Raw genomic sequence first — 26614 nt, 5'->3', positions numbered from 1 at the left:
GAATAACTTTAGTATTGGAGAGAACAGCTGAAAAGGCTATTTTACGGGCTTTTTGCTCTCTATTTATGCTATAATGAGCCGAAACCCTAAGTGAAAAGGATGGTAATGCGTAATGATTAGCACAAGCGGCGTAACACTCCGCTACGGAAAACGCGCTCTCTTTGAAGATGTAAACATAAAATTCACCCCTGGTAACTGCTACGGTTTGATTGGTGCCAATGGTGCCGGTAAATCAACCTTTCTGAAAATTCTGTCTGGTGAGATCGAAGCAAATACCGGTGAGGTACATGTTACACCGGGCGAACGTCTCGCAGTACTCAAACAGAACCATTTTGAGTATGATGAATTCCCAGTACTTGAGACCGTAATTATGGGTCATACACGTCTTTATGAAATTATGAAAGAAAAGGATGCGCTTTATGCGAAGTCCGATTTCACAGAAGCGGATGGCCTGCGTGCAGGGGAGCTTGAAGGTGAGTTCGCTGAGCTTAACGGCTGGGATGCTGAGCCAGATGCAGCTGCCATGCTGATTGGTCTCGGAATTATGCGTGAACTGCATGACAAAAAAATGGCCGAACTGAGCGGCAATGAAAAGGTACGGGTACTCTTGGCGCAAGCCTTGTTTGGCCGTCCAAATAACCTGCTGCTAGATGAGCCTACCAACCACTTGGATCTCGAATCTATTGGCTGGTTAGAGAACTTCCTCATGGACTATGAAGGTACTGTTATCGTCGTATCCCATGACCGTCACTTCCTGAATAAAGTATGTACGCATATTGCGGATATTGATTTTGGCAAAATCCAGATGTACGTCGGCAACTACGACTTCTGGTATGAGTCCAGTCAGCTTGCGCAAGCTTTGCAGCGTGATTCGAACAAGAAAAAGGAAGATAAAATCAAGGAATTGCAGGCATTTATCCAGCGTTTCTCGGCCAATGCTTCCAAGTCTAAACAAGCGACATCACGTAAGAAGCAACTTGAGAAAATTACACTGGACGACATTCGTCCGTCCAACCGTAAATATCCGTTCCTTAACTTCAAACCAGAACGTGAAGCGGGTAAACAATTGCTGACAGTCAGCGGATTGTCCAAAGCGGTTGAAGGTGAAAAGCTTCTTGATGAAATTAGCTTTGTAGTAAATAAAGGGGATAAGATTGCGTTTGTAGGCCCTTACTCCCAGCCTAAATCACTGCTGTTTGATGTGATCATGGGTGAGCAAGAAGCGGATGCGGGCGAATATACATGGGGAGTAACTACAACTCAAGCGTATTTCCCGAAAGACAACTCCAGCTATTTCGATGGTGTGGAAATGAATCTTGTAGAATGGCTACGCCAGTATTCTAAAGATCAGGACGAAACTTTCTTGCGTGGATTCTTGGGCCGTATGTTGTTCGCCGGAGAAGAAGCACTGAAGAAAGCAAGTGTGCTGTCCGGGGGCGAGAAGGTTCGCTGTATGCTGGCCAAAATGATGCTCAACGGCGCGAACGTGCTTGTGTTCGATGAACCAACCAATCACTTGGATCTGGAATCCATCACGGCACTGAATAACGGGCTGATCGATTTCGATGGCACGATTCTATTCACTTCCCATGACCATCAGTTCATCCAAACCATTGCTAACCGCATCATCGAGATTACACCTACAGGTGTAATTGATCGCTCCATGAGCTACGATGAATATTTGGAGAATCCAGAAATTAAGGAAATGCGCCAGCGCATGTATCCTGTAGAAGTATAATATTTAATTTCCGCTATGCGGAAGGAATCCATGAAGCAGCTACACTAATCCTTTTAGGATCAGGGTAGCTGTCTTTATAATTTCAATTTTGAAAAGTTATTCACAAGTAGAATTCTACGGGGTGTATGCGGGGTTTCCAAGACAGGAGTCTTTAGCCCTTGAGGTTTCCCAAAGCGCATGTTTTCAGCTGGCTAATCGTACATTAAAGAAAAGCAGTTATGAATTTGAAGAGTTCTAATCCATCCTATCAGGCAGGACGAACGTATAAACGGCTGCGTTTCCCCGAGGGATTCGCAGCCGTTTATGTTTAAGTATAAGTAAATACTAAGATCCGCCAGTACGACGGCGTTGGTTGTTAGGCTTTTTGTTATTTTGGCTTTTTAGCGGTTTGGCGGAACCGGCCTGAAATGTGGATCCAGGCTTGGAGGAAGATTGTTGCTTCTTCTGTTCCAGTTTTTTACGGATAGCTTCCGCTAAGTTGATTTTTCCTTTATCGTTGCTTTCGCTCATTATGATAACCTCCTTCGAAGCAAGTCCTTACACTTTATTCTAATTGTTTTTAAATGCTGCCACAAGGGCAAGAATAATTGAAAGAATTCTTTTCCGTATTTTAAATAATCGGGGAAAAGAGGGGGAGCCAAGAATGACTGATATTTACGAAGATATACGTAAAGGTGAACGAGGAGCTTGGGTGAGCATAGCGGCTTACCTCATCCTATCATCATTCAAGCTGGTTTGTGGTTATTTATTTGCATCTAGCGCACTCGTTGCGGACGGGGTCAACAATTTAACAGATATCGTAGCATCCATAGCTGTACTGGTGGGGTTACGGATTTCGCGGAAGCCACCTGACTCTGACCACGCTTATGGGCACTTCCGGGCAGAGACCGTAGCGGCGTTGTTGGCTTCTTTTATCATGGCGGTAGTGGGCCTTCAAGTGATTGTGGAGGCGGTGCGTTCCTTTTTCGATCGTACAAAAGAAACGCCGCAGCTCTGGTCGGCAGGGGTGGCTATTGTATGTGCAGTAGCTATGATGGGGGTATACATATATAACAAAAGACTGGCCAAACAAATTAACAGTGGGGCACTTATGGCAGCGGCTAAGGATAATTTTTCTGATGCAATGGTCAGTGTTGGAGCCGCAGTTGGGATTGTGGGTGCACAGTTTGGTTTGCCATGGATTGATTCCGCAGCAGCTGTTCTTGTCGGACTCATTATCTCCAAGACCGCTTGGGATATTTTTCGTGATTCGACCTATCGGCTTACCGATGGCTTTGATCAAGATAAATTGATGGATCTACGCAGTACGATTGCTCGAACGCCGGGAGTAGAAGAGATTAAAGATGTGAAGGCACGGGTTCATGGTAATCATGTGCATGTGGATGTTGTAGTGGAGGTGGATGCGAATATTTCTGTGACGGAAGGTCATGAAATAAGTGATTCCATCGAAGAAAGAATGAGCAAAATGCATAATATTATGAATGTGCAGGTGCACGTGGAGCCTAAAAAATAAATCGCGAAATGCTATATTAAGGAAAAATAACACATATTCAAGGAGAAATCGAGACTTTAGACCTGTGTGTTACCATAAAGTGGCATGATTATATGTGAAATTTGGAGCATGTTCCAAATCCCGGGCAAGCCTATAATGAGGGCATAAAGGAATAATGTAGTACAATCCTTTATTGAAATCTCATCATGGAATTTGGGGGAACGTATGATCAAATCACATAAGCAAATTACAGCATCTTTGTTAGTATCTGCTGCAATTGTTGCAGGTTTAGGAGTATCTGCTCCTGGACAAGCAGCGGCAGCCTCAAGTTCATCTAATTCAGTTACAGCAGCTTCAGCCGTTCAAACAGGTGTGATCGAGGCTAGTGTTCGCCTTCGCAGCACCCCTTCTACTGACGGAGAAATAGTGAAGTACTTGCAAAAGGGAGATCAAGTGCAGATCCTTTCGCAGCCTAACAGCTATTGGTATCAAGTAAAAACGGCTGATGGTTCAGTGGGTTATACAAGTGCAGGAGATAAATATATCAGTGTATCCTCTGCTTCAGTAACGACACCATCGGCACAAACTGGCACCATTAAGTATGGTGTGAATCTTCGAGTTTCACCTTCAACAAGCGGGAAAATAATGAAGCTTTTGAATAAGGGAGAAAAAGTAGAAGTTCTGGCGCAGCCTAACAGTTACTGGTATCAAGTTAAAGCGGCGGATGGTAGCATCGGATATATAAGTTCAAGTGAACAATATAGTACACTTTCAGGAAACGGTGGGGGATCTGGAACGGTAACACCAACACCAACGCCTACACCTACACCCAATCCACCTGTAACCACACCGGGGGCTTCAGCCCAAATCGAACGGGTGATTGCTGCAGGTATGGGATATCTAGGAACGCCTTATGAGTATGGCTCCAGCAGAAATGATACAAGCACCTTTGATTGCTCGGACTTCATCCGGCAAATTTTTATGGATGCAGCCAATCTCAAACTGCCGGCGGATTCCCGTCAACAGGGAGATTGGGTGAAGTCGAATAGTACGGTGGTTACGTCTATTTCCAATTTGAAGCGCGGCGACTTAATGTTCTTTATGGATTATAAGGGGAATTCTGCTTCTGCTTATGAGGGAATCGACAAATCTACAGCTAGAATATCGCATGTTGCAATGTATCTAGGGGATGGACAAGTTCTACAAACTTATTCCGTAGCTTCAGGCGGGGTAAGAGTAGATAAACTAAGCGCTTCTTGGATGAATCGTTTTCTCTACGGAGGTTCGGTCATTCGCTAAATATATGAAAATGCAGGAAGCGACAGCATCGCATGTTTGTGACGGGTGAACGATGGCGGGCGTACGCGCAAGAGGGCTATCCTTTTAGTAGAATTCTCTACTGAAGGGGTAGCTCTTCCTGTTTATCTGTTCAGAATATGTACTCTCCACATAAAAAAAGGGCAGTACCATCGGCCATTTTCTTGGCTCTTGGGACACCCCTTCTTCGCTTATTGATTAATTATGGCAAAATCACATTGGCTGATACAGGAACCTTAACCCATGCTTTTCCTAGCCAAGTGTAAATTTCTCTCCATTCATTACCCCAAGTATCCGAAATGACTTCACCTGTTGTATCAAGAGTCTGAACGCCAAGCCAGCCTGCTGGAATTATACCTCCGACTGAAAAGTAGAAAGGTGTTTTCTCAGTCAGCACTATTTGCGGTGTAGCTGGACTCATATCCGCTGGAGTAATAATGGTTTCAAAAGAATTGCTGTAAGTGCTTCCAGTTACGGTTGCAGGAGCCGTAGTAGTTCCTGTTACTTCAGCTGCTGAAGCTGTAGCTGCAATGGAAGCCATAAGTCCTAAGGCTACTGTAAGGCTGGCGATTTTTTTCATGTTTGGTTCCTCCTGTGGGGGTTGGATGTATTTTTTTCCAAAAGCGCTGTTTGTTAATAAGCTAGTAAACGTAATTGATGCGTGATGAACCACCCATTCAACATTTCTTATTTTCTCAAGTGACATCTGTGCAGGAATGACCTATACTTTCTGCATGATGAATAAGATATATGGATAGATATGGGAGGGATACAACAGTCACACCATTAATAAGAGGGGCTACATAGATCTGCCTCTGCGTCCCGTGAAGAGAGAAATTACAAACAGAACCAGGAAGACGAAGAACAGGATCTTAGCAAGACCAGCAGCGGCAGCTACTAGGTTGAAGAAACCAAAGATACCGGCGATTACTGCGACTACAAGTAGTATTGCGGACCATTTTAACATTACATATCACCTATCCTTTTTTGATTAATGTAGTCATTGTATAAACGGGGACTTTGATTTTGAAACAAAAGGGAAGAGGGACTCTTGACAACGCTCGACAAGATGTTTCGGCTTATGGGACCAGGGGTAACTATGCAGTATACAAGGCTGATTAGCCGATATTTATGAGATATGGAAGGGGTTATGAATATGATCATTGAACTTAGTGTAGCACTCGTCGCAATTGCATTCGCAGTACTTGTTTTCTTTTTAATTAAAACTTTAAAGTCGGCAAAGGATTCACTCGACAAAGTCAGCCAAACCTTGGTGGAAGTACAGAAGACGATGGATGAGCTTACTTATGAAGTGAAAACGACGGTCAGACACGCAAATGAAATCACTGCCGATGTACAGCATAAGATTCAGAAGATTGACCCAGTCATCGATTCTGTCAAGAATCTGGGTGATGTTATGAATGAGCTAACCTTAACAGTCAAACAAGTGTCAGTCACAGTGATCGAGAAATATCGTAAATCGCGTGAGCTGAAGGAGAAAAGTAAGGAAGTCTCTATAAAAGAAGCTCCGCTAACTCCTGCTGAAGAACGTACTGTTAACTCCTATGATGCCATTTATGCTGAGAAGTCACCGGGAAAAATAGCTACAGTGCTAAAAGGTGTAGACGTAGCTGCAACTCTTTGGAAGAAATTTCGTCATTAAGCATAAGATAGTAAAGCTTCTGTAATCGGTGGCTGCAGATAAGAAAGGTGGGACACAACATGAACATGATGATCCTTTTATTTGGTCTTCTTTTCCCATACTTTGATGCGTCTCCACAGTTGGTGCCTATCTCTACTTTTATTGAACAACCTAAGTCGGTTCTCGCATTTGAACATGCTTCAGAATCCAGCCCATATATAAATCGCTTTGATTCTCTGCAAGGTGTCGCTTTATACACCACAAAGGAAGAACTGCTTCTGACCAAAGGCAATCCGCTTGCGGTGACAAATGATCCATTGCTAGAGACAGTGGAGTACCATTACGCAGATGTGACAGTGGGTGTGGGCGAGGGTGTTGTACTTTATGTACATGTTGCACCTCCGCAAGCACAGCAGTTCGGTTTACATGTAGATGGCGTAGAAATCGATCCTTTAACAGATAATCTGCAAGATACTCTGGGCAAACCGTATTTTATAGCCGAAGATGGGGATGTATACCTGAGAGGGAATAACGCACTCAAAATATATCGAAATTTGGCGGGTGAATTTGAAGGAATTGATTTATTTGATAGTATTTCTTCCTAATCTGTTTCATATTTGAGCAAATTGGTTAATAAACATAGGCTGTCTTTAGAATAGAGTAACCTCCAGCCCCACTAGGTATAGTGGGGCTGGAGGTTACTTTGCTGAATACGTAAATTGATCCTATGACTATATTTACATATTATGAAAATAGAAATAACACTGTGAAATAGCGTATGATATAGTTAGTAGGTTTGCAGAATTTTACGGTCGTAATACTAATCGTGTGAGGTGAAGATGATGAGAATCTTAATCGTGGATGACAATCCGACTAATGTTATCATTATCCGTGAAATCCTGAAAAAAGAAGATTACCGAAATTTCGTAACCGCATCCTCTGCCAAAGAGATGCTGGAACGGCTTGGAATCGGTTCGGGGAGTGAAGATGGACGTCCCCGGATGTCAGATATTGATCTGATTTTACTGGATATGATGATGCCAGAAATGGATGGGATCGAAGCATGTCGTGTTGTGCAGCAATACGAACATCTTAAGGATATTCCAATAATAATGGTTACAGCTGTAGGTGATTCAAAGAAATTGGCCGAAGCGCTGGATGCAGGTGCAGTAGATTATGTTACGAAACCTATTAATAAAGTGGAGCTAATGGCCCGGATTCGGCTTGCTCTGCGGTTGAAACGTGAGAAAGATTGGCATAAGGAACGGGATCAGCGGATTCAGGAGGAATTGAGACTGGCTGCACTCGTGCAGAATGCTGTACTCAGCCTACCCCTGCAGGAAGAGAATTTCGAGGTGCATGCTATCTATCAGCCTTCCTCTGAATTGGCGGGTGATTTATATGCCTGGTATCCCCTTGGGGATGGCCGATATGGCGTAATCCTCCTGGACATTATGGGACACGGTATATCGTCCTCTCTTTTTTGCATGTTCCTTGCGTCAGTATTAAAGGATACGGTAACTACCTATGTAGAGCCGGAAAAGGTAATTCAGGAACTCAATCGAAGGTTTAACCAACTTTATATTGAGAAAAAGCTGATTCAATATTATTTTACGACGATTTATCTTGTGATCGACACTCGTATAAAGCGTATTGACTACGTTAACGCCGGGCATCCACCTGCGCTATTTTTTGAGGGCGCAGCTAAGACTCCGGTCTTGCTGGAAAGTAATTGTCACCCTGTAGGCCTGTTTGAACGGATTGATATTCAGCCTCAGAGCTTGACCTACGAAGATGAAGGGCATTTGGTTCTCTATACAGATGGTCTGCTGGAGCTGGTTGAGGGTGAACAGGAAGAGCAGCTGAAGTTTATGATTAAGCATTTAAATGTTGAGCATGAATGGAAGGAAGAAACTATACGGGCTGCTTTTTTCAATGCTGATGTTCCTAAAGAGCGTGACGATGACAAATGTATAGTGTGGATCTCACTGAAGAAGGGAACAGAATGAGGATGAAAATAAAGGCTAAACTCTTAATTGGTTTTAGTGCGATGCTGGCGATTATGCTGGCACTTACTATGATTGGATACGATCGTTTGGATTATATGAATGGTCAGCTTGAGGGTTACCAGGATAGATATATGAAGGGGCGCTCTTCTTCAGGTATGCGTGGAGAAGTGAATGATATGGCGCGCATATTAACGACGACCATGTTAAGCGCGGATACATCAACGGTAGAATCACAAAAAAAAGAGATTGATAAAAAAATAGCTAAGGCGAATGAGCACTACGACAAAATAAAAGAATCAATGACTAGCGCTGAAGAGATGCAGATCGTTAATCAAATTGATGATTCTTATACGATCTATCTAAATTATCAGGAAAAAATATTGAAGCTGCTATCAGCTGGTTATTTCCAGAATGCCAGCACGTATTCTAACACAGAGGGACAAGCGATTCAGAATGCCGTGTTAAATGCTCTGAACAGTCTCTCTGATTATAATGCCTTTATTATGAATGAAGAGAGCGCAAAAGCTAAAGATGCCTATCAAAGCTCTACTCAGATGGTCATCTTGATGATGATTGTGGGCCTGCTACTTGGACTTGGAGTTGTTCTATGGATCATTCCAAGCATTACGCGGGGGCTTAATGTCGTTTCGATGATGATTACCAGCTTTGGCAACGGCAGAATTCGGGCCATAAGGCGCATAAAGGTTACTTCGAAAGATGAGATTGGTGAGGTTGCCCTTGTCTTTAAGAAAATGGCGTTAGATCTTGAAGAGAAACAGCAAATGGAACAGGCTTATGCACAGGCACAGAATGATCAATCCTGGCTGAATGCAAATGTTGCTCAGGTGACAGAACTTCTCCGGGGGGTTAGCTCATTGGATCAGGTCTCACAGACCTTTATCAACGAGTTCACCCCTGTGCTGGGAGCCCAGTTTGGGGCAGTATATTTGAAGGATGCTAACCGTCCCGATTTTTTACGAAGCAGTGGTTATTATGCAGTAGATAACGATAAGAAACCAAAGGAAGGTTTTTTGATTGGAGAAGGGCTTGTAGGACAAAGTGCGCTTGATATGCACCCAATCAGATTGGAGCGGGCTCCTGAAGATTATATCTCCGTGAAATCCGGCTTTGTGGATTCACAGCCAGGATATATTTCCATTCATCCGCTTATTTTTGAAGACGAGCTGCTCGGTGTAGTAGAATTCGCTTCATTCCAGCCATTTAGCAGTCTGAAAAATGATTTGCTGCAACAACTTGCGAATAATTTAAGCATTATTTTCAATAATATTAGTCGTCGTCTGATTGTAGAGAAATTACTGCGTGAGTCACAAGCACTTACGGAAGAACTGCAATGTCAGTCAGAGGAGCTGCAGACTCAGCAAGAAGAACTGCGCCGTTCTAATGAGAACTTGGAAGAGCAGACGGACGCGCTTAAGCGTTCAGAAGAACTGCTGCAACGCCAGCAGGAGGAACTGGAGCATTACAATACGGAACTCGTCGCCAAGACTCGTGCACTAGAGGAACAAGTGCAGGAGGTCGAGGAGAAAAAAGATGAAATTGAGCATGCTAAGGTTCAGCTAGAGAAACAGGCTATGCAATTATCCGTGACTAGTAAGTATAAATCGGAATTTATGGCGAACATGTCCCATGAATTGCGGACGCCGCTCAACAGTCTGCTGATCTTGTCTCAGCTGCTTACTGAGAACAAGGATGGTAATTTAACGGAGAAGCAGGTTGAATTTGCCCATACGATTTATATGTCAGGTGCTGACCTGCTTAAAATGATTGATGAAATTCTCGATCTATCCAAGGTTGATGCAGGAAAAATGGAACTGAATCATGAAGAAATTAAACTGACTGAGCTGAAAAGCTTTGTGAAGCAGAATTTTGCTCCGCAGGCGATCAAAAAAGGACTCTCCTTACGGATAGCCTTTAACGAGCCGCTGCCAGATAGCGTTATTGCCGATAGTCACCGGTTGAAGCAGGTCTTAAGAAATCTGCTCTCCAATGCCTTTAAATTTACAACCGAAGGTTTTATTGAGTTTTCAGTTAGCCCGGCAGATAATAATCTCTTGCCACTAAATCTGCCGAGTGATAATGAATATATTGCTATTGCTGTGAAGGACAGTGGCATTGGTATTCCGGCTGACAAAACAGATATTGTATTCGAAGCCTTCCAGCAGGTAGACGGAACAACCAGCCGTAAATATGGAGGCACGGGGTTGGGATTGTCGATCAGCCGTGAATTGGTTCGTATAATGGGTGGCGCTATCGTGCTCGAATCCCGTGAGGGACAAGGCAGTACCTTCACTTTATATTTGCCGGTGAAGGCAAATTACAGTAAACAACGTGCAGAAATAGAAGCTGCGGTGTCCAAAGAGGATTCCACATATGATGAATATATTGGAGACATGCTTCCAACCTTAGTGCCAGCAGCAGTTAACGTACCCCTTCCACAACTGACAATTGAGGATGACCGTGACAATTTGACGGCGAATGACAAAGTCCTGCTTATTATTGAAGATGATGAAAGCTTTGCGAAAATCTTGTTAGACATGGCTCGTGGGCGCAGATTTAAAGGTTTAGTAGCGCTTCAAGGCGATATAGGACTGCAGATGGCAAAAACTTATTTGCCAGATGCGATCATTCTCGATATACAGCTGCCTGTAATGGACGGCTGGACCATTCTTAGAGAGCTGAAAAGTGCATCTCAGACCCGTCACATTCCTGTTCATGTTATCTCAGTGAACGATGAAGTGAAGCAAGGATTAATGATGGGAGCTATGGCGTATCTTAGAAAACCATCTTCAAGAGAAGCATTGGAGCGGGCTTTCTCACAAATTGAGAACTATACGTCCAGCACAGTGAAGTACCTTCTGATTGTTGAAGATGATGAGATTCAACGTCGTTCCATTATGGAATTGATCGGTCACGATGATGTAGCTATCACCGCGGTATCAACCGGCAATGAGGCACTGATGGAGCTGCGCAAGCAGAGATATGATTGTATGGTTCTGGATCTTATGCTTGGGGATATGAACGGCTTTGAATTGCTGGATCAGATTCGTGATGATGAGGAATTAAACGATCTTCCTATTATTATTTATACAGGTAAGGATTTAGATAGCAAAGAGGAGACACAGCTCCGCAAGTATGCTGAATCCATAATTATTAAGGATGTTCGTTCTCCGGAACGACTACTGGATGAGACAACGTTGTTCTTGCACCGGGTAGAAGCCAATCTTCCGGAAGATAAACGTAAAATTTTGCAGAAGCTGCATAACAAAGAAGAGTTATTCGAAGGGAAGAAAATACTGCTCGTCGATGATGATATTCGTAATGTTTTTGCACTCTCTAGTGTACTGGAAGAATACCACATGGAAGTGAAGTTTGCGGAGAATGGACGTGAAGCGCTGGAAATGCTGGTAGAGCAAGAAGATTTTGATCTCGTGCTTATGGATATGATGATGCCGGAAATGGACGGATATGAAGCTATGCGCCGAATCCGTGAAATGCCGCAATATCAGAAACTGCCTATTATTGCGCTTACCGCCAAAGCAATGAAAGAGGATCGCGCCAAATGTATTGAAGCGGGAGCTTCTGATTATATGAAGAAACCGATCGCAACAGGTCAACTTCTTTCGTTAATGCGTGTCTGGTTGTATTCGTAAACTCATATTTGGGGTAATACCTTTTTAAGAACTAACATGACTAGAATTAGGGTGTGTTAATAAGGGAGTCGGGATAACAATGAAAGCGATAGAACACGGATATGAGGAGCAGCCCGTTATGGTAGGAAGTGACGAGTTGGAGCAAATTGAGATCGAGCTGCTCCTTGATGGAGTACACCGTTTATATGGATATGATTTCCGGAATTATGCGTTGCCTTCTTTGAAGCGACGTATCTGGCATCATGTGCATGCGGAGAATGTACACAGCATATCCGCGCTGCAAGAAAAGGTGCTGCATGATCGTGCCTGTTTTGAACGATTTGTCTATAGTCTCTCCATTCCGGTTACCGAAATGTTTAGGGACCCGGGGTTATTTTTAACGTTTCGCCAGAAGGTAGTTCCGTTGTTGAGGACTTATCCCTATATTCGTATCTGGCATGCTGGATGCTCCACTGGTGAAGAAGTATACTCTATGGCCATCCTGCTTCATGAAGAAGGGCTTTACGATAAGGCTCGGATTTATGCCACAGATATGAATGAGCGTTCTTTACAGCAGGCTAAGGAAGGCGTCTATGATATTAGCAGAATGAAGCAATACACTAAGAATTATTTGGAGGCGGGAGGTACCCGGGCATTCTCTGAATACTATACAGCGAAGTATAACTCGGTTATTTTACAGCCATATTTACGCAAAAACATTATATTCGCTGAGCATAACTTGGCTACAGATACTTCTTTTAATGAGTTTAATGTTATTTTCTGCCGCAATGTGATGATCTATTTCAATGATGAGCTGCGGGATCATGTTCACGGCTTGTTTCATGAAAGTTTAAGTCGTTTTGGAATACTTGTTCTAGGCTCTAAAGAATCCATTCACTTTACGAAGTACAGCGATTGTTATGAGTCTTTGGACAGAGTAGAAAAAATATACCGTAACATAAAATAACGCATGAAGGAGGGTGGTCCTATGGGGTTTCAAGAACCAATTCATATACTACTAGTAGATGACCGTCCTGAAAATCTGCTGGCGCTGGAGGCGGTACTTGAAAGCCAGCATTATGAGCTAGTCAAAGCCACCTCCGGCGAAGAAGCGCTGCGGTGTTTGTTAAGGTATGATTTTGCTGTCATCGTACTGGACGTGCAGATGCCAGGTATGGATGGGATCGAGACCGCAAAGTTGATTAAAGCCAGAGAAAAAACAAAGGAAATTCCGATTATCTTTATCTCTGCGAATAGTAAGGAAGCGGAGCATTTATTCGCGGGCTATTCTGCAGGGGCTATTGATTATATGGTCAAGCCCTTCATTCCACAAATTCTGAAGTCTAAGATACAAGGTTTTGTCGAGATGTATATTACGAGCAAGAAGCATCAGACTCAGACCATGCTGCTGCAGCAAAAGACGAAAGAACTGGAAATCATAAATAGTGAGCTCGTAAAGGCTAAGGAAGAGGCGGAGATCGCCTCCAAAGCGAAGTCGGAATTTCTGGCTATGATGAGTCATGAGATTCGTACACCAATGAATGGCGTAGTGGGTATGATTGATTTATTAATGGAGACTGACCTTGCTCCTGAGCAGAAGGAGTATTCCGAGATCATTCGGAAAAGTGCAGACACGTTGATTACGGTGATAAACGATATTCTTGATTTCACCAAAATGGAATCCGGTAAAATGGAAATCGAAGAGCAGCTGTTCGAACTTCGCACATGTATTCAAGAGGTGTTCAGCCTCTTTTCGGTGGAAGCGGGAAAAAAGAACCTGGAGCTTGCTTATTTTATCGATCAGAAGTTGCCTAGACTTTTATATGGAGATATGGCCCGTTTACGCCAAGTATTAATTAATCTGATTGCTAACGCAGTTAAATTTACGAATCAAGGCGGTGTCTATTTAGTCGCTTCCATCAAAGAAACATCTGGGAACAAGGTAGAAGTCGAGTTCACGATCATGGATACAGGGATTGGTATTTCTCCAGAGAAATGCGACCGATTGTTCCAACCGTTCTCACAGCTGGATTCTTCAATGACACGGAAATACGGGGGAACAGGGCTTGGTTTAGCCATATGTAAATCCCTTGTAGGCATGATGGGCGGAGAAATACGGGTAGAATCCATGGAGCAAAAAGGAGCTACCTTTATTTTTACGATACAAGCATCCGTACCTGGAGAAGATTTGACAGGAGGTTATCAAGAAGAGGAATCGCCTCATCTTCTTCTTAATCAGGAGAGCAGAAGCCGAATCCTTGTTGTAGATGACCATCCTATCAATCAGCGTCTGATGGTTAGCATGCTAGATAAGCTCGGCTATGAAGCTGATATGGCTGAGGACGGGAAACAGGCTGTGCAAATGGCGCTTAAGCAGCCCTATGATTTTATCTTTATGGATCTCCAAATGCCAGTAATGGATGGCCTGGAGGCAACCGCTCAAATCCGTCGAGAAGGCGGTCCGGCGGCTGAGAAGACTATTATTATTGCAATGACTGCGAATGTCATGGATGGCATCCAGAATCGCTGTAAAGCCTCAGGAATGGATGACTATATCAGCAAGCCACTTAAGATGAGTAGTATTAAGCAGATTATCTCTCGGTATTCTAGCAGCGATAATCGGATGGTTGAAACAGATACCTCTATTTTTCAGGCGTAACCCAAGATTTACTAGTTTATATTTTAATGTTATTTGTTTCAAAGGTAGGACTATGAGGTTATTAATATAGAAAATATTTATCAGGAGAGATCGTCTATGAACACGCATAAAAGTAATAAGTTTCACGCTAAGACAGAGACAAAAGAAAGTGTATGTACGGTTTTCCTGAATGGTGAACTTGATCTATCCGTGGCTTCCGATTTCCGTTTGGTAATGGAGCCGCTTGTAGGTGATACGAAGCATGATTTAGTAATAAATCTTAAAGAATTAAAATACATCGATAGCACGGGTATTGGTATTCTACTTTCGATCCTGAAATCAAGACAAGGTATGGACGTTAAGTTTATGGTTGAGGATGTTCCTCCCCAAATTCAGAAGCTGTTTGACATGACTGGTATTACCAAGTTTTTTGCCTCCCAAGAGAATTCCCACTAGGAAAGGATAGAACAAAGAATGAGTGATGATGTGCAAAAAGTAATTCTTCAGCTGCCGGCTAGCGCAGAGTATGTGGATATTGTTAGGTTGAATTTATATGGTATTGCTTCAAAAATGGGCTTCACCTACGAAGATATTGAAGATATGAAGGTAGCTGTATCAGAGGCGTGTAACAACTCAGTATTGTACGCCTATGGACAACAAGACGGAATGGTTGATGTAATCTTTGAGGTGGGTGAAAGTGCCCTATCCATTACAGTCAAAGACGAGGGGGAGAGCTTTGACGGTTTGGAAGACTCGTCCAGTGAGCGTATGACACTGCATGATAAAGAGTTAAGTGACGTTCAGGTCGGCGGTTTAGGGTTCTACTTAATGCAAGCGTTGATGGATGACGTGAGCGTCGTAAGTGAGGCCGGAAGAGGGACGGTAGTAACTTTGAAGAAGCACCTTAACTTTAGCGAGGAAAAGGTATGAGTGATAAGGTGACTCCCCCCGAGTCCATGAATGAAGCAGTCACCCAAATTTGGGAATATCAGCAGACTAAGGATAATGAACGCGCAACAGTGCTGATTAAGAAATATGAGCCTATGGTAAAAATGGCTGCTGGAAAAATTTCTCGCAACCGCCCCGACTTGTATGAGGATTTATATCAGGTCGGGCAAATGGCGCTCATCCGGTTATTACAGCAATATGATATTAGCCTTGGAATCCCTTTTGAGCCCTATGCGATGAAAAGCATGATTGGACATATGAAGAATTTCCTACGTGATAAATCTTGGTACATACAGGTACCTAGACGGATTAAAGAAAAGGGAGCACTTGTTCAACACGCGATTGACGAACTAACAGTGAAGCTGGAACGTTCGCCTGCGGTGGATGAGATTGCTCATTATCTTGATTTGTCTGTTGAAGAAACTGTAGAAGTACTGGCGGGCAGAGAATGTTATCATTACGTCTCCCTAGACTCGCCCCTTTCTCAAGAGGAGACAGGAGCCACACTAGGCGAGCTGATCAGCTCTGACGCAAATGATTACGAGACCGTAGAGAAACGTATGGATTTGCAACAAGCACTAGGTCAATTGAAGGAACAGGAGCAGCAGGTGCTGCTGTTAGCGTTCCAAGATGGACAATCCCAGCGGGCGATCGCCCAGAAGCTGGGGGTATCACAGATGAGCGTTTCACGCATACAGAAGCGGGCCACTGAGAAGTTAAAGCAGATTATGGCCAACTCTTCCTATTGAGTTCCTGTATGGGTAATATACATTTTCGACGATAAGGACATGCCTCTCTCCGCTGACTGGAGACCCGCATGTCCTTTATTTGTATACTGTTGTAGACTTATTCCCCCGCTTGTCCGTCCAACCTAGAGGATTAGACGGACAAGCGGGGGAAGCGGTCGATAGTTGGGGAATAGATTGATAGTCTTGCGGTTAGCTATTAGCATCAATGTATTTTTTAATTTCGCCAAGATACTCTCCGATTACTGGAACATTAAGAAAAAGACTAAGAATGTAGCCTAATAAACCAAGGACTACAAATGTTCCGAGAGATAGTCCAAGTCCCCGAGATATACCGGCCATCAGGTTTGTGATGATTCTTTTTTTCGGATCTGAATAGTTGTCGAGAATGTCTTTGAATTCTGATTTTTCCAGTGAGTGAGCGATCTTATCAAGACGACTGTTTAAGCGTTTTACTTCATGTCGCAACTCGAAAGGATGTTCATCAATTTCATAAGGTTTTGTTTGGTTATTTGAATCTGCCATGCGCCATCCCTGCTTTCTATAGCCCGAACGGGCATTAATTAAATGTCTAGTTGTATCTGCTGATGTGAATAAAGGTGTAACTAAACAACAGCCAGCTGCGGTCAGCTGGCTGTTGTTTGTTAAAGTGATAGCTGTATGATGCCGCAGATTAGTAATTGGATTTATAGGAGGATTTTACATCCTCTTTCGCATCCTTAGCCTGATTGGCAACCTCTTTAGAGGATGCTTTAGCTTCATCAGCTACGTCTTTAGAGGCGTCTTTAACATCCGAGCTTACATTGCTTGAGGCTTCACTTACAGTGTCACCAATTTTACTTCCAGCCTCTTGAAGAGTGGCGGCAATTTGTTGTTTGCTGTCACTGACAGTAGTATAGATATCAGAAGCTTTATCTGACACCGTACTAGCCAAATCGGTTGCTTTTTCGCCAACGGTTGTCGCAATAGCTTTGGTTTTGTCAGTTACGGCACCAGCAACTTCTTTGGTCTTGTCTGTAGCTTGAGAAAGTTTATCTGACAGATCACTGCGCATTTCACGACCAGGCTTTGGTGCAAATAGCAGGGCTGCTGCGGCACCAATTAAGCTACCAATAAAGATACCTTTTAATAAGCTGCTTCCGTTCTCTACTTCATGTTCTACGTTACTCATCACCAATCACTCCTTATAATTTATCTTACTTCGTATATAAACTTTGGCGTATGGGCTGAAACAGTTGAAGAGCAAGGGGGAGATTACGGGAGTTTAAGGGAGGATACGGTAACCTAGAGGGCTTTAGGTCATATAAACCGCCTTTTTAGGGCTTTATCAAGATTTGTTTATGCGCAAAAAGAAGGGCGAAGACAGGCTGTGATATGCAGCATATGTCTCCATCCTTCCACGATTGAATTTATAATGTTACGGATTAATCATTAACGGCTTGGAGTACCGCATAGCCGAATTCAGGCAGATTCAGATGCAGCTGGGATGTGGAGGTTTCAGTCCGCTTCTGCGTCTTTAGATTTACCCATATCGTGTCTGCTCCGGTTACAGGAATGATGACTTCGGCCATAACATCTTCATTGTTCAATACGATTATGAACCGGCTTTGTTTGTCCCACCGCTCATATACAAGCAGCTTTGGATAACCCGGAATCTCCAGCGCTTTAAATCGACTGCTCCGGAATGCGGGATGAGATTTACGAAGGCTGATCGTCCAGCGATAGTATTCGAACAATTCTTGATTCTGTTTCTGTGAGTCCCACTCCATACATTTTCGGTTGTCCGGATCGTATCCGCCATCCATGCCGATTTCATCGCCATAATAAACACAGGGTGCTCCTTGAAAGGTCATCTGGAACAAAACGGCCAGCTTTAACTTCCTGATGTCACCGCCGCAAAGTGTCAGGAAACGAACTGTATCATGGCTGTCTAGCAGATTAAAGGCGGCTTCCGTAATTTGCTGCGGATAATTCGCTAGCATAGTAGCAACCGACTGAGAGAATTGTGCAGCATTGATCTGTCCGTGAGCGAAAAAATTAATTTGAATATTCGTTAGCGGGTAATTCATAACGGCGTCAAATTGATCGCCAAGCAGCCACGGCAAGGAATCATGCATGATTTCTCCTACGAGATAGGCTTCTGGATTAATGCTTTTGATCGCACTGCAGAATTGCCGCCAGAACGAATGGGAGACTTCATTTGCGACATCAAGCCGCCAGCCGTCTATACCGATTTCCTCGATCCAATAGCGGCCTGCATTCAGTAGATATTCTATGACTTCAGGATTCTCAGTGTTGAACTTAGGCATGATAGGCTCAAATGCAAAGGTGTCATAGGTGGGAATTCCGTCGATGACCTGTGGCGGCCACTCGCGTACATGGAACCAATCCGCATAACGTGAAGATTGCCCGTTCGCGAGCAGATCAACAAATGGCGGGAAGGTATGACCGCAATGATTAAAGACACCGTCCAGGATGACACGGATGCCTTTGGAGTGACAGGAGTCCACAAGCTCTTTCAGCAATGTATTGGTGCCAAAATGAGGATCGACCAAATAATAATCTTTTGTATCGTATTTATGATTGGTGGTTGCCGCAAATAAAGGATTAAAATATATAGCATTGATGCCCAATTCACAGAGATAATCCAAATGATCTAGTACACCCTGTAAGTCCCCTCCGAAGAAATTCCGAGGACTCGGCGTGCCGCCCCATTCCAATACATCTGTCGGATCGTTGGTGGGATCCCCATTCGCGAAACGCTCCGGGAATATTTGATAAAATACTGCATCTTTCACCCACGATGGAGGGGAGTGCACATCTTCACGATTCAAAAATGGAAAGTCGAACAAGCCCTCATATACCACAGCAGGTGGCTCTGGATAAAAACCTTTTTCCAAAAAATAAAGAACTTCGTCTTTGTCATAAAGCGCAAAGTAATACGCGAGTCTGCGGTAAACGGGACGGACGGAGGCTTGCCAGTAATCGAACAAGCCGTCAGAAGCGAGGCGCTGCATTGGAATGACCTCATGCGTTTTGTCCCAGCCAAATTTATCTCCACAGAAAAGATCGATCTGTGATACGTTGTCCCGCTTAGTTCTTATGCGAATATGAAGTGTAGACTCATCGTAGGCATATGACCAATTTTGTCCCATACGGTGATAAACGGCTTCCGGTTGAATCATACTCATTTTCCATCCCTTCGGGCATGTAAACGCAAAAAAGGGCCAACCTCATGATTTTCAGAGGTTGAACCCTTGGCGGTTTCATTGCCTTTAAATTTGTCTGCATCTTACCATAACCCTCAAGAGCAAAGCAAGAGGTTATTTCACAAGAATTTACAATATGGAATTTTTAGTATGTGGTAGGGATAAAGAGAAAATAAAAGAAAAGAAAAGATAAACTTTGTTAAACCGTCTTTTTTGGACTTATACTCTGATTGCAATCAAAATTATGGATATTATAGAATGAGGGCGAACGAACTTGATTTTTCATAACACGCATTCAAATTAAAGGCACTGTTACCTGAAAAGGTACAACCTCGGCACTTTGTGCAAATGAGGTTGTACCTTTTTTATATGCTTTTTTTCAATGCGGGTTAGGTTTAATCACTCATGAACGAAGGGGAGATGAGCAAATGAAGAAGAGTAAACGTTCCAAAATGCAAGCGGTAACATTTAGTTTAGTCCTATGCCTGCTGTTAACTTTGACGGTCACCGCATGCGGTTCAGGCAATGGGAACTCCGCATCAAAGCCGAATTCGAGTCCGAATTCCGCAGTGAACGAGCCGGGGGGAACCACAAATGAGACAAATACTTCCGGAGAGAATACCACCGATGAGGAAATGAAACCAGAAGCAGGGGCCAAACTGATGGTCTGGGAAGCCAAGGAGCAGCTTGAGTACATGAAGCAGATTGCTGTTGATTTCGAAAAAGAATATGGTGTTCCCGTCACAGTTGAGGAAATGGCAGGTGGTGATCAAGGCGCAAGACTGGCGACGGATGGTCCGTCTAAACTTGCTGCAGATGTGTTGACTCTGCCCCATGACCAGATCGGGCAAGCCGTAAAAGCAGGGCTGCTTTTGCCAAATGATGTTTTTGAGGAAGAAACCAAATCAACGATGGTGGCAACAGCCGTTCAGGCATCGTCTTATGATGGCATTCTTTACGGTTATCCTAAATCGGTAGAAACCTATGCGCTGTTCTACAACAAGGACCTGATTCCTGACGCTCCTAAAACGTGGGATGATGTGATTGCTTTTGCAGATACGTATAACAATCCGAAGGAAAACAAATTTGCAATCATGTGGGAATTCGTCGGATATTACAGCTATCCGTTTATTGGCAGCTTCGGCGGATATATTTACGGAGACAACAATACGAATTTCAAGGATATTGGATTGAACAATGAAGGCACTATCAAAGGGTTTACGTTTCTGCAGAGCCTCAAAAAAATTCTGCCTTTGAATGCAGGAGATATCACTTATGACGTGAAAACACAGTTGTTCCAAGAAGGTAAGCTGGCGATGAATATCGACGGGCCGTGGTCCATAGCGGCGTTTAAGGAAAATGTTAACCTGGGTGTGGCTCCTCTTCCAAAGGGACCTGACGGTCAAGACAGTCTTTCTTTCTCCGGGGTCAAATCGTATTATGTCAACTCATATACGGAATATCCAGTCGCAGGCCGTTTGTTCGCACATTTTGCAAGCAACAAGGAGAATCAGCTTAAGAATTTTGAGATGACGGGAGCGATTCCTGCGAGTATAGAGGCTGGAGAAGCGCCGGAAATCAAAGATGACCCTATTATTGGCGGATTCTTCGAGCAATTCCAAAATTCCGTTCCAATGCCTTCCGTTTCAGAAATTAAATCGGTCTGGGAACCCCTAAAAGCAGCGTTTGTGTCCCTGTGGAACGACTCAAATCTTGATGTTAAACAGACGCTGGATCAGACTGTAACCACGATTCAGGCCGATCTGGAGTCGAAGTAAAGGGCAGGTGATTTAACCATGAGGAAGAAAACAGGCGCAGCGCTACTCTCGGCTATTATTCCGGGACTGGGCCAGTTCTACAACCGGCAGTGGCTGAAAGGATTGGTATTCCTGCTGGTGGGGTCTGCTGGAATCTACTATATTGCTCATGATCTGATGGGACATTTGCATGGCTTAATTACGCTTGGTGAATTTCCAAGCCGTATGGTCAAGGTAGGCAAATTAACCCGGATGGTGGAAGGCGACCACTCCATTTTTATGATGATCAATGGTCTAATGGCATTGCTGGCGCTGCTCTTTTATACAGCTTTTCATTTACTGAACATCAGAGATGCATTCCTAGTTGGAGCTGCACGGGACCGGAAAGAGCCCATTCATTCATTCGCTGAATCGCTCAGAGCTATGGGGCGGAGGAATTTTGCCTATCTTGTCCTCGCGATTCCCTTTGTGGCCGTGGTTTTTCTGACGATATTACCACTTGTTTTTTCGGTGCTACTGGCGTTTACGAACTATGCCGACCCGATTTTACCGCCAGCACATCTAGTAGACTGGGTGGGTTTCGGTAATTTTAATAAAATGCTTAGTCTGGATGTCTGGAGTTCCACCTTTGGTGGAGTGCTGACTTGGACCTTGATCTGGGCGGTTATTGCTACTGCGACGACTTACATTGGAGGTGTGCTTATTGCAGTACTTATTCACCAGCCCCGTGTCCGCTGCAAAAAGCTTTGGCGCACACTTCTGATCGTTCCTTTCGCTATTCCCAATATGATTTCTCTGCTCGTCATGCGCAATATGTTCAATAATCAATTCGGACCGATCAATAGTTATTTAAGAGCCTTGGGACTGGAGGGTGTGGCCTGGCTAACCAATCCTTTCTGGGCTAAGGTCACTGTAATCCTGGCTAATATGTGGATCGGCATTCCGGTGACCATGATTCTGGCCTTTGGGGTGCTGACAACAATTCCGAAGGATATGTATGAAGCGGCAGAAGTAGACGGTGCTGGGTCATTTTATAAATTCCGCATGATTACGCTGCCCATGGTATTGTTCGCAACCGCACCTATCCTGATTATGCAGTTTGCCGGCAACATTAACAGCTTTAATGTCATTTATCTAATGACTAACGGAGAACCGGTTAATCCTAACTACCAGTACGCGGGCCACACTGACCTGCTGGTGACTTGGCTTTATAAACTGGCGCTGAACCAGTCACAGTACAGCTTTGCTTCTGTCATCGGGATTGTCATCTTCCTGATGGTCGCGACATTCTCCATCTGGAGCTACCGGCGGACGCGATCCTTTAAAGAGGAGGATATGATTGCATGAAGCTAAGACTGACGGAAGCGTTAAAAACGTTTGGAAGCCATTTATTGCTGATTGTGCTCAGTTTTATTAGTCTTTTCCCAGCTTTCTGGATTATTATGTCTTCTTTCAAAACAGGAAACAGTTTGTTCAGTGACTCATTGATTCCTAAGAATTTCACCTTTGTTCATTACAAGGAACTGTTTGAGCAAACTAAATATTTGCTATGGTTCATGAATACGCTAAAGATTGCGGCGTTGTCTACGCTGCTCGGCACCTTTTTGCTGCTGCTGACTTCGTACGCCATTTCTCGTTATCGATTTACGGGCAGAAAAACTACACTAACCACGCTCCTAGTTCTGCAGATGTTTCCGGGATTTATGGCTATGATTGCAGTTTACGTGCTGCTGAACACACTTGGGCTACTGAATTCTCATTGGGCACTTGTGCTCGTGTACAGCAGCGGTGCTATTATCACGAATGTTTTTGTGGCTAAAGGTTTTTTTGATACGATTCCTAAAAGCTTGGAAGATGCTGCGCGAATGGATGGGGCGAGTCATATGAAAGTATTTCTTTCTATCATGATCCCGTTATCTAAGCCGATGCTCACCTATGCCAGCCTTATGATTTTCAACGGCTGCTTTGTGGATTTTATATTCGCCGACCTTGTATTGCGCACGGAGGATACAAGAACGCTCGCCGTTGGGCTTTACCGGATGGTGAACCAAAGTAACTCAACCGAGTTTACGTTGTTCGCTGCCGGAGCGGTATTGGTCGCTCTCCCAGTCACGCTGCTGTTCATTTTCCTACAGCGTTTCTTGGTGGATGGCCTGACCGCAGGTGCAAGCAAAGGATAAGACGAACTGCGCTACCCTTGTGAGGCTACGCTGAATTCCATAAAAACCGCTTTCTACTCAGAGATCAAGGTTCTGAGAAGGAAGCGGTTTTTTATATTTTATCCGGTTTCTAAAATCTTCTTGGTGGGGACAGGATTGAAGAATAATGAAAATAGGAGTAGAATTCCTCATGGAACCAACACTTAAGGGAGTTTGTGGAGTACTCAAAAATCCCGGAGCACGGGGTTATTTTCTAGCATTTATTAAATGTGAATACTAATAAGTCCTTGTGAGTTATAGAGCATCTAGTTAAAGAGGAGAGAAATCATGGAAACCGTATTAGTACGAGAGTATCGGGCGGATTTGCTGGAATGTGTCCATAGTGGGCATATTGCCATCGTAGGAGAGAACGGAAATTTAAAGGGGTATGCAGGTGATCCGGAATTTGTATCGTTCACCCGTTCAGCTGCTAAACCCCTTCAGGCTATTCCAGGCGTACGTGGGGGGATTGTGGAGCATTACGGCTTTACACCCGCAGAGGTTGCCCTGATGACCGCCTCTCATCGGGGAGAGAGCTACCATGTAGCTGCGCTAGAGAGCATATCCTCCAAGATTGGCATCGATGAGCAACAAATGATCTGTGCAACGAGTTACCCGCTGGATTATTCCAGTAGGGAGAACGCCATTCGTGGTGCGGGCAAAAGAAAGTTCTATCATAACTGTGCGGGCAAGCACATGGGTATCTTATCTTACAGTAAGCTCAAAGGTTTGCCGCTTGAAGAATACTCACAGCCGGAGCAAACGGTGCAGCGTGAGATTATCGACACCATTGCTTATATGGCCGGTGTGGCCCCAGACAGTATCGGTTTAGGTACGGACGGATGCGGGCTGCCGGTATTTGCTCTGCCTCTGACCGCCTTGGCGACGGCCTATTTGAAATTAGCCAATCCGGATTTGATTGCAGATGAAGCTACTCGCAAAGCGGTTACTACTATTACAACGGCAATGAATGCTTATCCGGAGATGGTTTCTGGATCTGGTCGCCTTGATTCTATTCTTTTGGAAGATGATAATATTATTGCTAAGGGTGGATTTAAGGGTGTCTATTGCTTTGGCTTACGCCATGAGCGACTGGGGATTGCCTTCAAGATTCTGGACGGATCGGAAGAAGAGTGGGGACTTATTGTACAGGGAATTTTAAATCAAATTGGTTATAGTCAGAAAAATACCTTGGAAAAGCTGCGCAATGCATTTTCAGGCGTGATTTACAATGACGGGGGTACACGAGTAGGCCATGCGGATACCGAGTTCAAGCTTAATTTCATAAAGTAGGATCATATAAAAAGAGCCCTTCGACTACGAATCCATCTTCTGGATACGCAGCAAAGGGCTTTTTTCTACGAGAAGCGGTAGTCATCTTTAAAGGACGGCAACATCGGTTCTTCTTGTAATAGGGAGACCTATTATTTATGACGTAGACGGCCGAGTTCGGAGACGAGTGCTTCCACCTGAGAAATACTTAGTCTGTCGCTGCCCATGGCTACCTCATAAACATCATAGATATCTTCATAATGATCTACTGAAAAAGCGGAGGCTTGCATCGCCGCGGCACTGGCCATTTTTAATTTGTTTTTGATAGCCTCGATCATATACTCAACATTTTCCTGACTAGGCTTTGTTAAATCCATTAGGTTAAAACATCCTCTCTGTATACTGATTCATGTATTTTACCATGTTTGGCAGCTTGACCACCATTTTTTTGTCGGGTTCCCTGAAATCATGTTAAATTAAAGGCATGAGATCAAAAATATCATCGAAGGGAGGAAATGTATTGGCAATCAGAGAACAGGGAAGCGGAAAACGCATTAAAATGGACGATGCTGGATTAGTGTCCTTTTTCATGGAAATAGCTGCTCTGCATTCCGCCGAGGAAGTCACGTTCCTGTGCATTGGAACAGATCGATCTACAGGAGATGCACTCGGTCCGCTGACGGGCAGCAAACTTGTGGAACATGGCTTCCGACATGTAATCGGTACGTTGCCGTCTCCTTGCGATGCAGATAACTTGGTGGCCAGAGTGGCTGAGATTCCCTCCGGGCATATTGTAGTTGCGGTAGATGCTTGTCTGGGTCCTCCGATCGCGCTTGGATATTACTTCGTTTCGAGTGAGCCACTGCAGCCTGCACAATCGGTGGGGGCAAATCTTCCAGCCGTAGGTCACTATAGTTTGGCGGCCGTTGTAGATATGAATGGCCCGAAACCCTATAGAACGTTGCAGACCACTCCACTGCATAGAGTGATGGTTATGGCAGAACATATCGCTATAGCGGCAGCAAAAGGATTCGGACTCCAGTAGTACCCATTGGGCACTTAAAAATAAGTTGTCCGTTTCAAGGCGGGCTGTTTTGCTTAATAATAGATATTAGACATTATCTTAGTATTCTAGAAAGAGGGAAGCAGCCATGGAAAGAGTTCGTTGTGACGGAAGCAATATATGCTACAGTGATCAGGGGAAAGGCGAAGTTATTGTATTGCTGCATGGCTTTTGTGGAAGCGCTGAATATTGGGAACAAGTCATTCCTGTCTTAAGCAGCGGCTACCGAGTGATTGCTCCCGATTTACGTGGTCACGGAGCTTCGGAAGCTCCATTAGGACCTTATAGTATTGAACAAATGGCAGATGATGTTCTGGGTCTGTTAGATTCGCTGGAGATTGCTGAATGCATCATGCTTGGTCATTCGCTTGGCGGATATATTACGCTATCGTTTGCTCAGCGTTATGCTTCTCGATTGAAAGGCTTTGGATTAATTCATTCTACTGCTTATCCAGATAGTGAAGAAGCTAAGGAAAAACGACTGAAGAGTGTCAGCGCGATTCAAAATGAAGGGATTACTCCTTTCGTAGACAGCTTCGTACCAGGATTGTTTGCTGAAGCAACCGCTTCTGTATCCCCACAGTTGCTGGAGCGCGCTAAAGAAATCGGCTACAAAACGCCTCCACAAGGAGCGGCAGGAGCTGCACTGGCGATGCGTGAGCGTCCAGATCGACGGGATGTAATTACGGCCACTACGTTGCCGGTATTGCTTGTTGCTGGCGAGCAGGATGGATTGATTCCTGCTGAACGAACTTTTACTGCGGATAAACCGAATATAACGCAAGCAACGATATCGGGTGCAGGCCACATGAGTCTTTTTGAAGCTCCTGAACGATTAGCCGAGATCATAAAGGATTTTGTTCAGGCTTCCGTTTTAGACAATAGCCGCGTATAAAAAATCATCTACAAAGAGGCAGCACGGCGCCATTATGGCG

General features: G+C 44.1%; 25 protein-coding genes. 18 read left to right on the top strand and 7 right to left on the bottom strand.

All coding sequences use genetic code 11. From position 1 onward, the window contains the following. Positions 1–112: 112 nt before the first annotated feature. The gene (locus MHB56_RS10700; RefSeq protein ID WP_036680232.1) at positions 113–1738 is read left to right on the top strand and encodes an ABC-F family ATP-binding cassette domain-containing protein; all 1626 of its coding nucleotides are present in this window, start codon (positions 113–115) and stop codon (positions 1736–1738) included. Positions 1739–2062: 324 nt separating this feature from the next. On the opposite strand, the gene MHB56_RS10695 is transcribed toward MHB56_RS10700, so the two are convergent. Next, positions 2063–2248, bottom strand: coding sequence for a hypothetical protein (locus MHB56_RS10695; protein WP_036680230.1), 186 nt, complete (start codon positions 2246–2248; stop codon positions 2063–2065). Positions 2249–2381: 133 nt separating this feature from the next. On the opposite strand from MHB56_RS10695, the gene MHB56_RS10690 reads away from it, so the two are divergent. Both MHB56_RS10690 and MHB56_RS10685 read left to right on the top strand, forming a co-directional pair. Beyond that, positions 2382–3251, top strand: a complete 870-nt coding sequence (locus MHB56_RS10690) for a cation diffusion facilitator family transporter (protein WP_076128688.1) — start codon at positions 2382–2384, stop codon at positions 3249–3251. Positions 3252–3455: 204 nt separating this feature from the next. Further along, positions 3456–4529, top strand: a complete 1074-nt coding sequence (locus MHB56_RS10685; protein WP_076128686.1) for a C40 family peptidase — start codon at positions 3456–3458, stop codon at positions 4527–4529. Positions 4530–4749: 220 nt separating this feature from the next. Here the strand turns inward: MHB56_RS10685 and MHB56_RS10680 are convergent, their stop codons facing one another. Together MHB56_RS10680 and MHB56_RS10675 are read right to left on the bottom strand one after the other, a co-directional pair. After that, the gene (locus MHB56_RS10680) at positions 4750–5127 is read right to left on the bottom strand and encodes a hypothetical protein (protein ID WP_076128684.1); all 378 of its coding nucleotides are present in this window, start codon (positions 5125–5127) and stop codon (positions 4750–4752) included. A gap of 219 nt (positions 5128–5346) precedes the next feature. After that, positions 5347–5514 (bottom strand): DUF1328 domain-containing protein, encoded by a 168-nt coding sequence (locus MHB56_RS10675; protein WP_036680225.1) that lies wholly within the window; start codon positions 5512–5514, stop codon positions 5347–5349. Between the two features lie 189 nt (positions 5515–5703). On the opposite strand from MHB56_RS10675, the gene MHB56_RS10670 reads away from it, so the two are divergent. The 9 genes from MHB56_RS10670 to MHB56_RS10630 all read left to right on the top strand — a co-directional run bounded on the left by MHB56_RS10670 (position 5704) and on the right by MHB56_RS10630 (position 16183). Then, complete coding sequence (locus tag MHB56_RS10670) at positions 5704–6210, top strand: DUF948 domain-containing protein (RefSeq protein ID WP_036680224.1); 507 nt, start codon at positions 5704–5706, stop codon at positions 6208–6210. 59 nt (positions 6211–6269) lie between these two features. Then, on the top strand, positions 6270–6794 hold the full coding sequence (locus MHB56_RS10665) for a hypothetical protein (RefSeq protein WP_076128682.1): 525 nt from the start codon (positions 6270–6272) through the stop codon (positions 6792–6794). A gap of 237 nt (positions 6795–7031) precedes the next feature. Beyond that, on the top strand, positions 7032–8198 hold the full coding sequence (locus MHB56_RS10660) for a SpoIIE family protein phosphatase (RefSeq protein WP_076128679.1): 1167 nt from the start codon (positions 7032–7034) through the stop codon (positions 8196–8198). 2 nt (positions 8199–8200) lie between these two features. After that, a complete protein-coding gene (locus MHB56_RS10655; RefSeq protein ID WP_076128810.1) occupies positions 8201–11869 on the top strand; it encodes a response regulator in 3669 nt (1222 codons plus the stop codon). 79 nt (positions 11870–11948) lie between these two features. Continuing rightward, positions 11949–12815: a CheR family methyltransferase gene (locus MHB56_RS10650; RefSeq protein ID WP_051491113.1), complete on the top strand. Its 867-nt coding sequence runs from the start codon at positions 11949–11951 to the stop codon at positions 12813–12815. 21 nt (positions 12816–12836) lie between these two features. Then, the gene (locus tag MHB56_RS10645; RefSeq protein WP_076128677.1) at positions 12837–14507 is read left to right on the top strand and encodes a response regulator; all 1671 of its coding nucleotides are present in this window, start codon (positions 12837–12839) and stop codon (positions 14505–14507) included. Positions 14508–14603: 96 nt separating this feature from the next. Beyond that, the gene (locus MHB56_RS10640; RefSeq protein ID WP_076128675.1) at positions 14604–14942 is read left to right on the top strand and encodes an STAS domain-containing protein; all 339 of its coding nucleotides are present in this window, start codon (positions 14604–14606) and stop codon (positions 14940–14942) included. 18 nt (positions 14943–14960) lie between these two features. After that, complete coding sequence (gene rsbW / locus MHB56_RS10635) at positions 14961–15416, top strand: anti-sigma B factor RsbW (protein ID WP_036680217.1); 456 nt, start codon at positions 14961–14963, stop codon at positions 15414–15416. Then, positions 15413–16183, top strand: coding sequence for a sigma-70 family RNA polymerase sigma factor (locus MHB56_RS10630; protein ID WP_076128673.1), 771 nt, complete (start codon positions 15413–15415; stop codon positions 16181–16183). The genes rsbW and MHB56_RS10630 overlap by 4 nt, the downstream gene beginning before the upstream one ends. 189 nt (positions 16184–16372) lie before the next feature. Here the strand turns inward: MHB56_RS10630 and MHB56_RS10625 are convergent, their stop codons facing one another. The 3 genes from MHB56_RS10625 to MHB56_RS10615 all read right to left on the bottom strand — a co-directional run bounded on the left by MHB56_RS10625 (position 16373) and on the right by MHB56_RS10615 (position 19371). Further along, on the bottom strand, positions 16373–16705 hold the full coding sequence (locus tag MHB56_RS10625; RefSeq protein ID WP_036680215.1) for a DUF5665 domain-containing protein: 333 nt from the start codon (positions 16703–16705) through the stop codon (positions 16373–16375). Positions 16706–16853: 148 nt separating this feature from the next. Further along, on the bottom strand, positions 16854–17351 hold the full coding sequence (locus tag MHB56_RS10620; protein ID WP_076128671.1) for a YtxH domain-containing protein: 498 nt from the start codon (positions 17349–17351) through the stop codon (positions 16854–16856). Positions 17352–17604: 253 nt separating this feature from the next. Beyond that, entirely contained in the window at positions 17605–19371 is a 1767-nt protein-coding gene (locus MHB56_RS10615) for a glycoside hydrolase family 13 protein (RefSeq protein ID WP_341143558.1), read from the bottom strand. 446 nt (positions 19372–19817) lie between these two features. Here MHB56_RS10615 and MHB56_RS10610 point away from each other — a divergent pair, with 446 nt between their 5' ends. The 4 genes from MHB56_RS10610 to MHB56_RS10595 all read left to right on the top strand — a co-directional run bounded on the left by MHB56_RS10610 (position 19818) and on the right by MHB56_RS10595 (position 24637). Continuing rightward, positions 19818–21167: a sugar ABC transporter substrate-binding protein gene (locus MHB56_RS10610; RefSeq protein ID WP_341143557.1), complete on the top strand. Its 1350-nt coding sequence runs from the start codon at positions 19818–19820 to the stop codon at positions 21165–21167. A gap of 18 nt (positions 21168–21185) precedes the next feature. Next, entirely contained in the window at positions 21186–22493 is a 1308-nt protein-coding gene (locus tag MHB56_RS10605) for a carbohydrate ABC transporter permease (RefSeq protein ID WP_076128669.1), read from the top strand. Then, entirely contained in the window at positions 22490–23326 is an 837-nt protein-coding gene (locus MHB56_RS10600) for a sugar ABC transporter permease (RefSeq protein WP_076128667.1), read from the top strand. The genes MHB56_RS10605 and MHB56_RS10600 overlap by 4 nt, the downstream gene beginning before the upstream one ends. A gap of 306 nt (positions 23327–23632) precedes the next feature. Beyond that, the gene (locus MHB56_RS10595; protein WP_341143556.1) at positions 23633–24637 is read left to right on the top strand and encodes an asparaginase; all 1005 of its coding nucleotides are present in this window, start codon (positions 23633–23635) and stop codon (positions 24635–24637) included. Positions 24638–24768: 131 nt separating this feature from the next. Here MHB56_RS10595 and MHB56_RS10590 read toward each other — a convergent pair whose 3' ends face one another. Then, positions 24769–24993: a DUF1128 domain-containing protein gene (locus tag MHB56_RS10590; protein WP_036680203.1), complete on the bottom strand. Its 225-nt coding sequence runs from the start codon at positions 24991–24993 to the stop codon at positions 24769–24771. A 143-nt stretch (positions 24994–25136) separates the two neighbouring features. Here MHB56_RS10590 and yyaC point away from each other — a divergent pair, with 143 nt between their 5' ends. Together yyaC and MHB56_RS10580 are read left to right on the top strand one after the other, a co-directional pair. Then, entirely contained in the window at positions 25137–25661 is a 525-nt protein-coding gene (gene yyaC / locus MHB56_RS10585) for a spore protease YyaC (protein ID WP_248549634.1), read from the top strand. Between the two features lie 106 nt (positions 25662–25767). After that, entirely contained in the window at positions 25768–26574 is an 807-nt protein-coding gene (locus MHB56_RS10580; RefSeq protein ID WP_076220034.1) for an alpha/beta fold hydrolase, read from the top strand. Positions 26575–26614 lie beyond the last annotated feature (40 nt).

The organism is Paenibacillus sp. FSL H8-0315, from assembly GCF_038005365.1.
GTDB classification, from domain to species: Bacteria; Bacillota; Bacilli; order Paenibacillales; family Paenibacillaceae; genus Paenibacillus_AQ; species Paenibacillus_AQ odorifer.
Note: the sequence above shows the minus strand (reverse complement) of the source record. Positions and strands in the feature narration are given on the sequence as shown.

Coding starts and splice junctions, on each gene's coding strand:
- MHB56_RS10615 (WP_341143558.1), bottom strand. CDS start 19,371: ATGAGTATGATTCAACCGGAAGCCGTTTATCACCGTATGGGACAAAAT.
- MHB56_RS10685 (WP_076128686.1), top strand. CDS start 3,456: ATGATCAAATCACATAAGCAAATTACAGCATCTTTGTTAGTATCTGCT.
- MHB56_RS10645 (WP_076128677.1), top strand. CDS start 12,837: ATGGGGTTTCAAGAACCAATTCATATACTACTAGTAGATGACCGTCCT.
- MHB56_RS10700 (WP_036680232.1), top strand. CDS start 113: ATGATTAGCACAAGCGGCGTAACACTCCGCTACGGAAAACGCGCTCTC.
- MHB56_RS10695 (WP_036680230.1), bottom strand. CDS start 2,248: ATGAGCGAAAGCAACGATAAAGGAAAAATCAACTTAGCGGAAGCTATC.
- MHB56_RS10605 (WP_076128669.1), top strand. CDS start 21,186: ATGAGGAAGAAAACAGGCGCAGCGCTACTCTCGGCTATTATTCCGGGA.
- MHB56_RS10655 (WP_076128810.1), top strand. CDS start 8,201: ATGAAAATAAAGGCTAAACTCTTAATTGGTTTTAGTGCGATGCTGGCG.
- MHB56_RS10680 (WP_076128684.1), bottom strand. CDS start 5,127: ATGAAAAAAATCGCCAGCCTTACAGTAGCCTTAGGACTTATGGCTTCC.
- MHB56_RS10620 (WP_076128671.1), bottom strand. CDS start 17,351: ATGAGTAACGTAGAACATGAAGTAGAGAACGGAAGCAGCTTATTAAAA.
- MHB56_RS10650 (WP_051491113.1), top strand. CDS start 11,949: ATGAAAGCGATAGAACACGGATATGAGGAGCAGCCCGTTATGGTAGGA.
- MHB56_RS10580 (WP_076220034.1), top strand. CDS start 25,768: ATGGAAAGAGTTCGTTGTGACGGAAGCAATATATGCTACAGTGATCAG.
- MHB56_RS10670 (WP_036680224.1), top strand. CDS start 5,704: ATGATCATTGAACTTAGTGTAGCACTCGTCGCAATTGCATTCGCAGTA.
- MHB56_RS10595 (WP_341143556.1), top strand. CDS start 23,633: ATGGAAACCGTATTAGTACGAGAGTATCGGGCGGATTTGCTGGAATGT.
- MHB56_RS10690 (WP_076128688.1), top strand. CDS start 2,382: ATGACTGATATTTACGAAGATATACGTAAAGGTGAACGAGGAGCTTGG.
- MHB56_RS10660 (WP_076128679.1), top strand. CDS start 7,032: ATGAGAATCTTAATCGTGGATGACAATCCGACTAATGTTATCATTATC.
- MHB56_RS10665 (WP_076128682.1), top strand. CDS start 6,270: ATGAACATGATGATCCTTTTATTTGGTCTTCTTTTCCCATACTTTGAT.
- MHB56_RS10675 (WP_036680225.1), bottom strand. CDS start 5,514: ATGTTAAAATGGTCCGCAATACTACTTGTAGTCGCAGTAATCGCCGGT.
- MHB56_RS10590 (WP_036680203.1), bottom strand. CDS start 24,993: ATGGATTTAACAAAGCCTAGTCAGGAAAATGTTGAGTATATGATCGAG.
- rsbW (WP_036680217.1), top strand. CDS start 14,961: ATGAGTGATGATGTGCAAAAAGTAATTCTTCAGCTGCCGGCTAGCGCA.
- MHB56_RS10630 (WP_076128673.1), top strand. CDS start 15,413: ATGAGTGATAAGGTGACTCCCCCCGAGTCCATGAATGAAGCAGTCACC.
- MHB56_RS10625 (WP_036680215.1), bottom strand. CDS start 16,705: ATGGCAGATTCAAATAACCAAACAAAACCTTATGAAATTGATGAACAT.
- MHB56_RS10600 (WP_076128667.1), top strand. CDS start 22,490: ATGAAGCTAAGACTGACGGAAGCGTTAAAAACGTTTGGAAGCCATTTA.
- MHB56_RS10610 (WP_341143557.1), top strand. CDS start 19,818: ATGAAGAAGAGTAAACGTTCCAAAATGCAAGCGGTAACATTTAGTTTA.
- MHB56_RS10640 (WP_076128675.1), top strand. CDS start 14,604: ATGAACACGCATAAAAGTAATAAGTTTCACGCTAAGACAGAGACAAAA.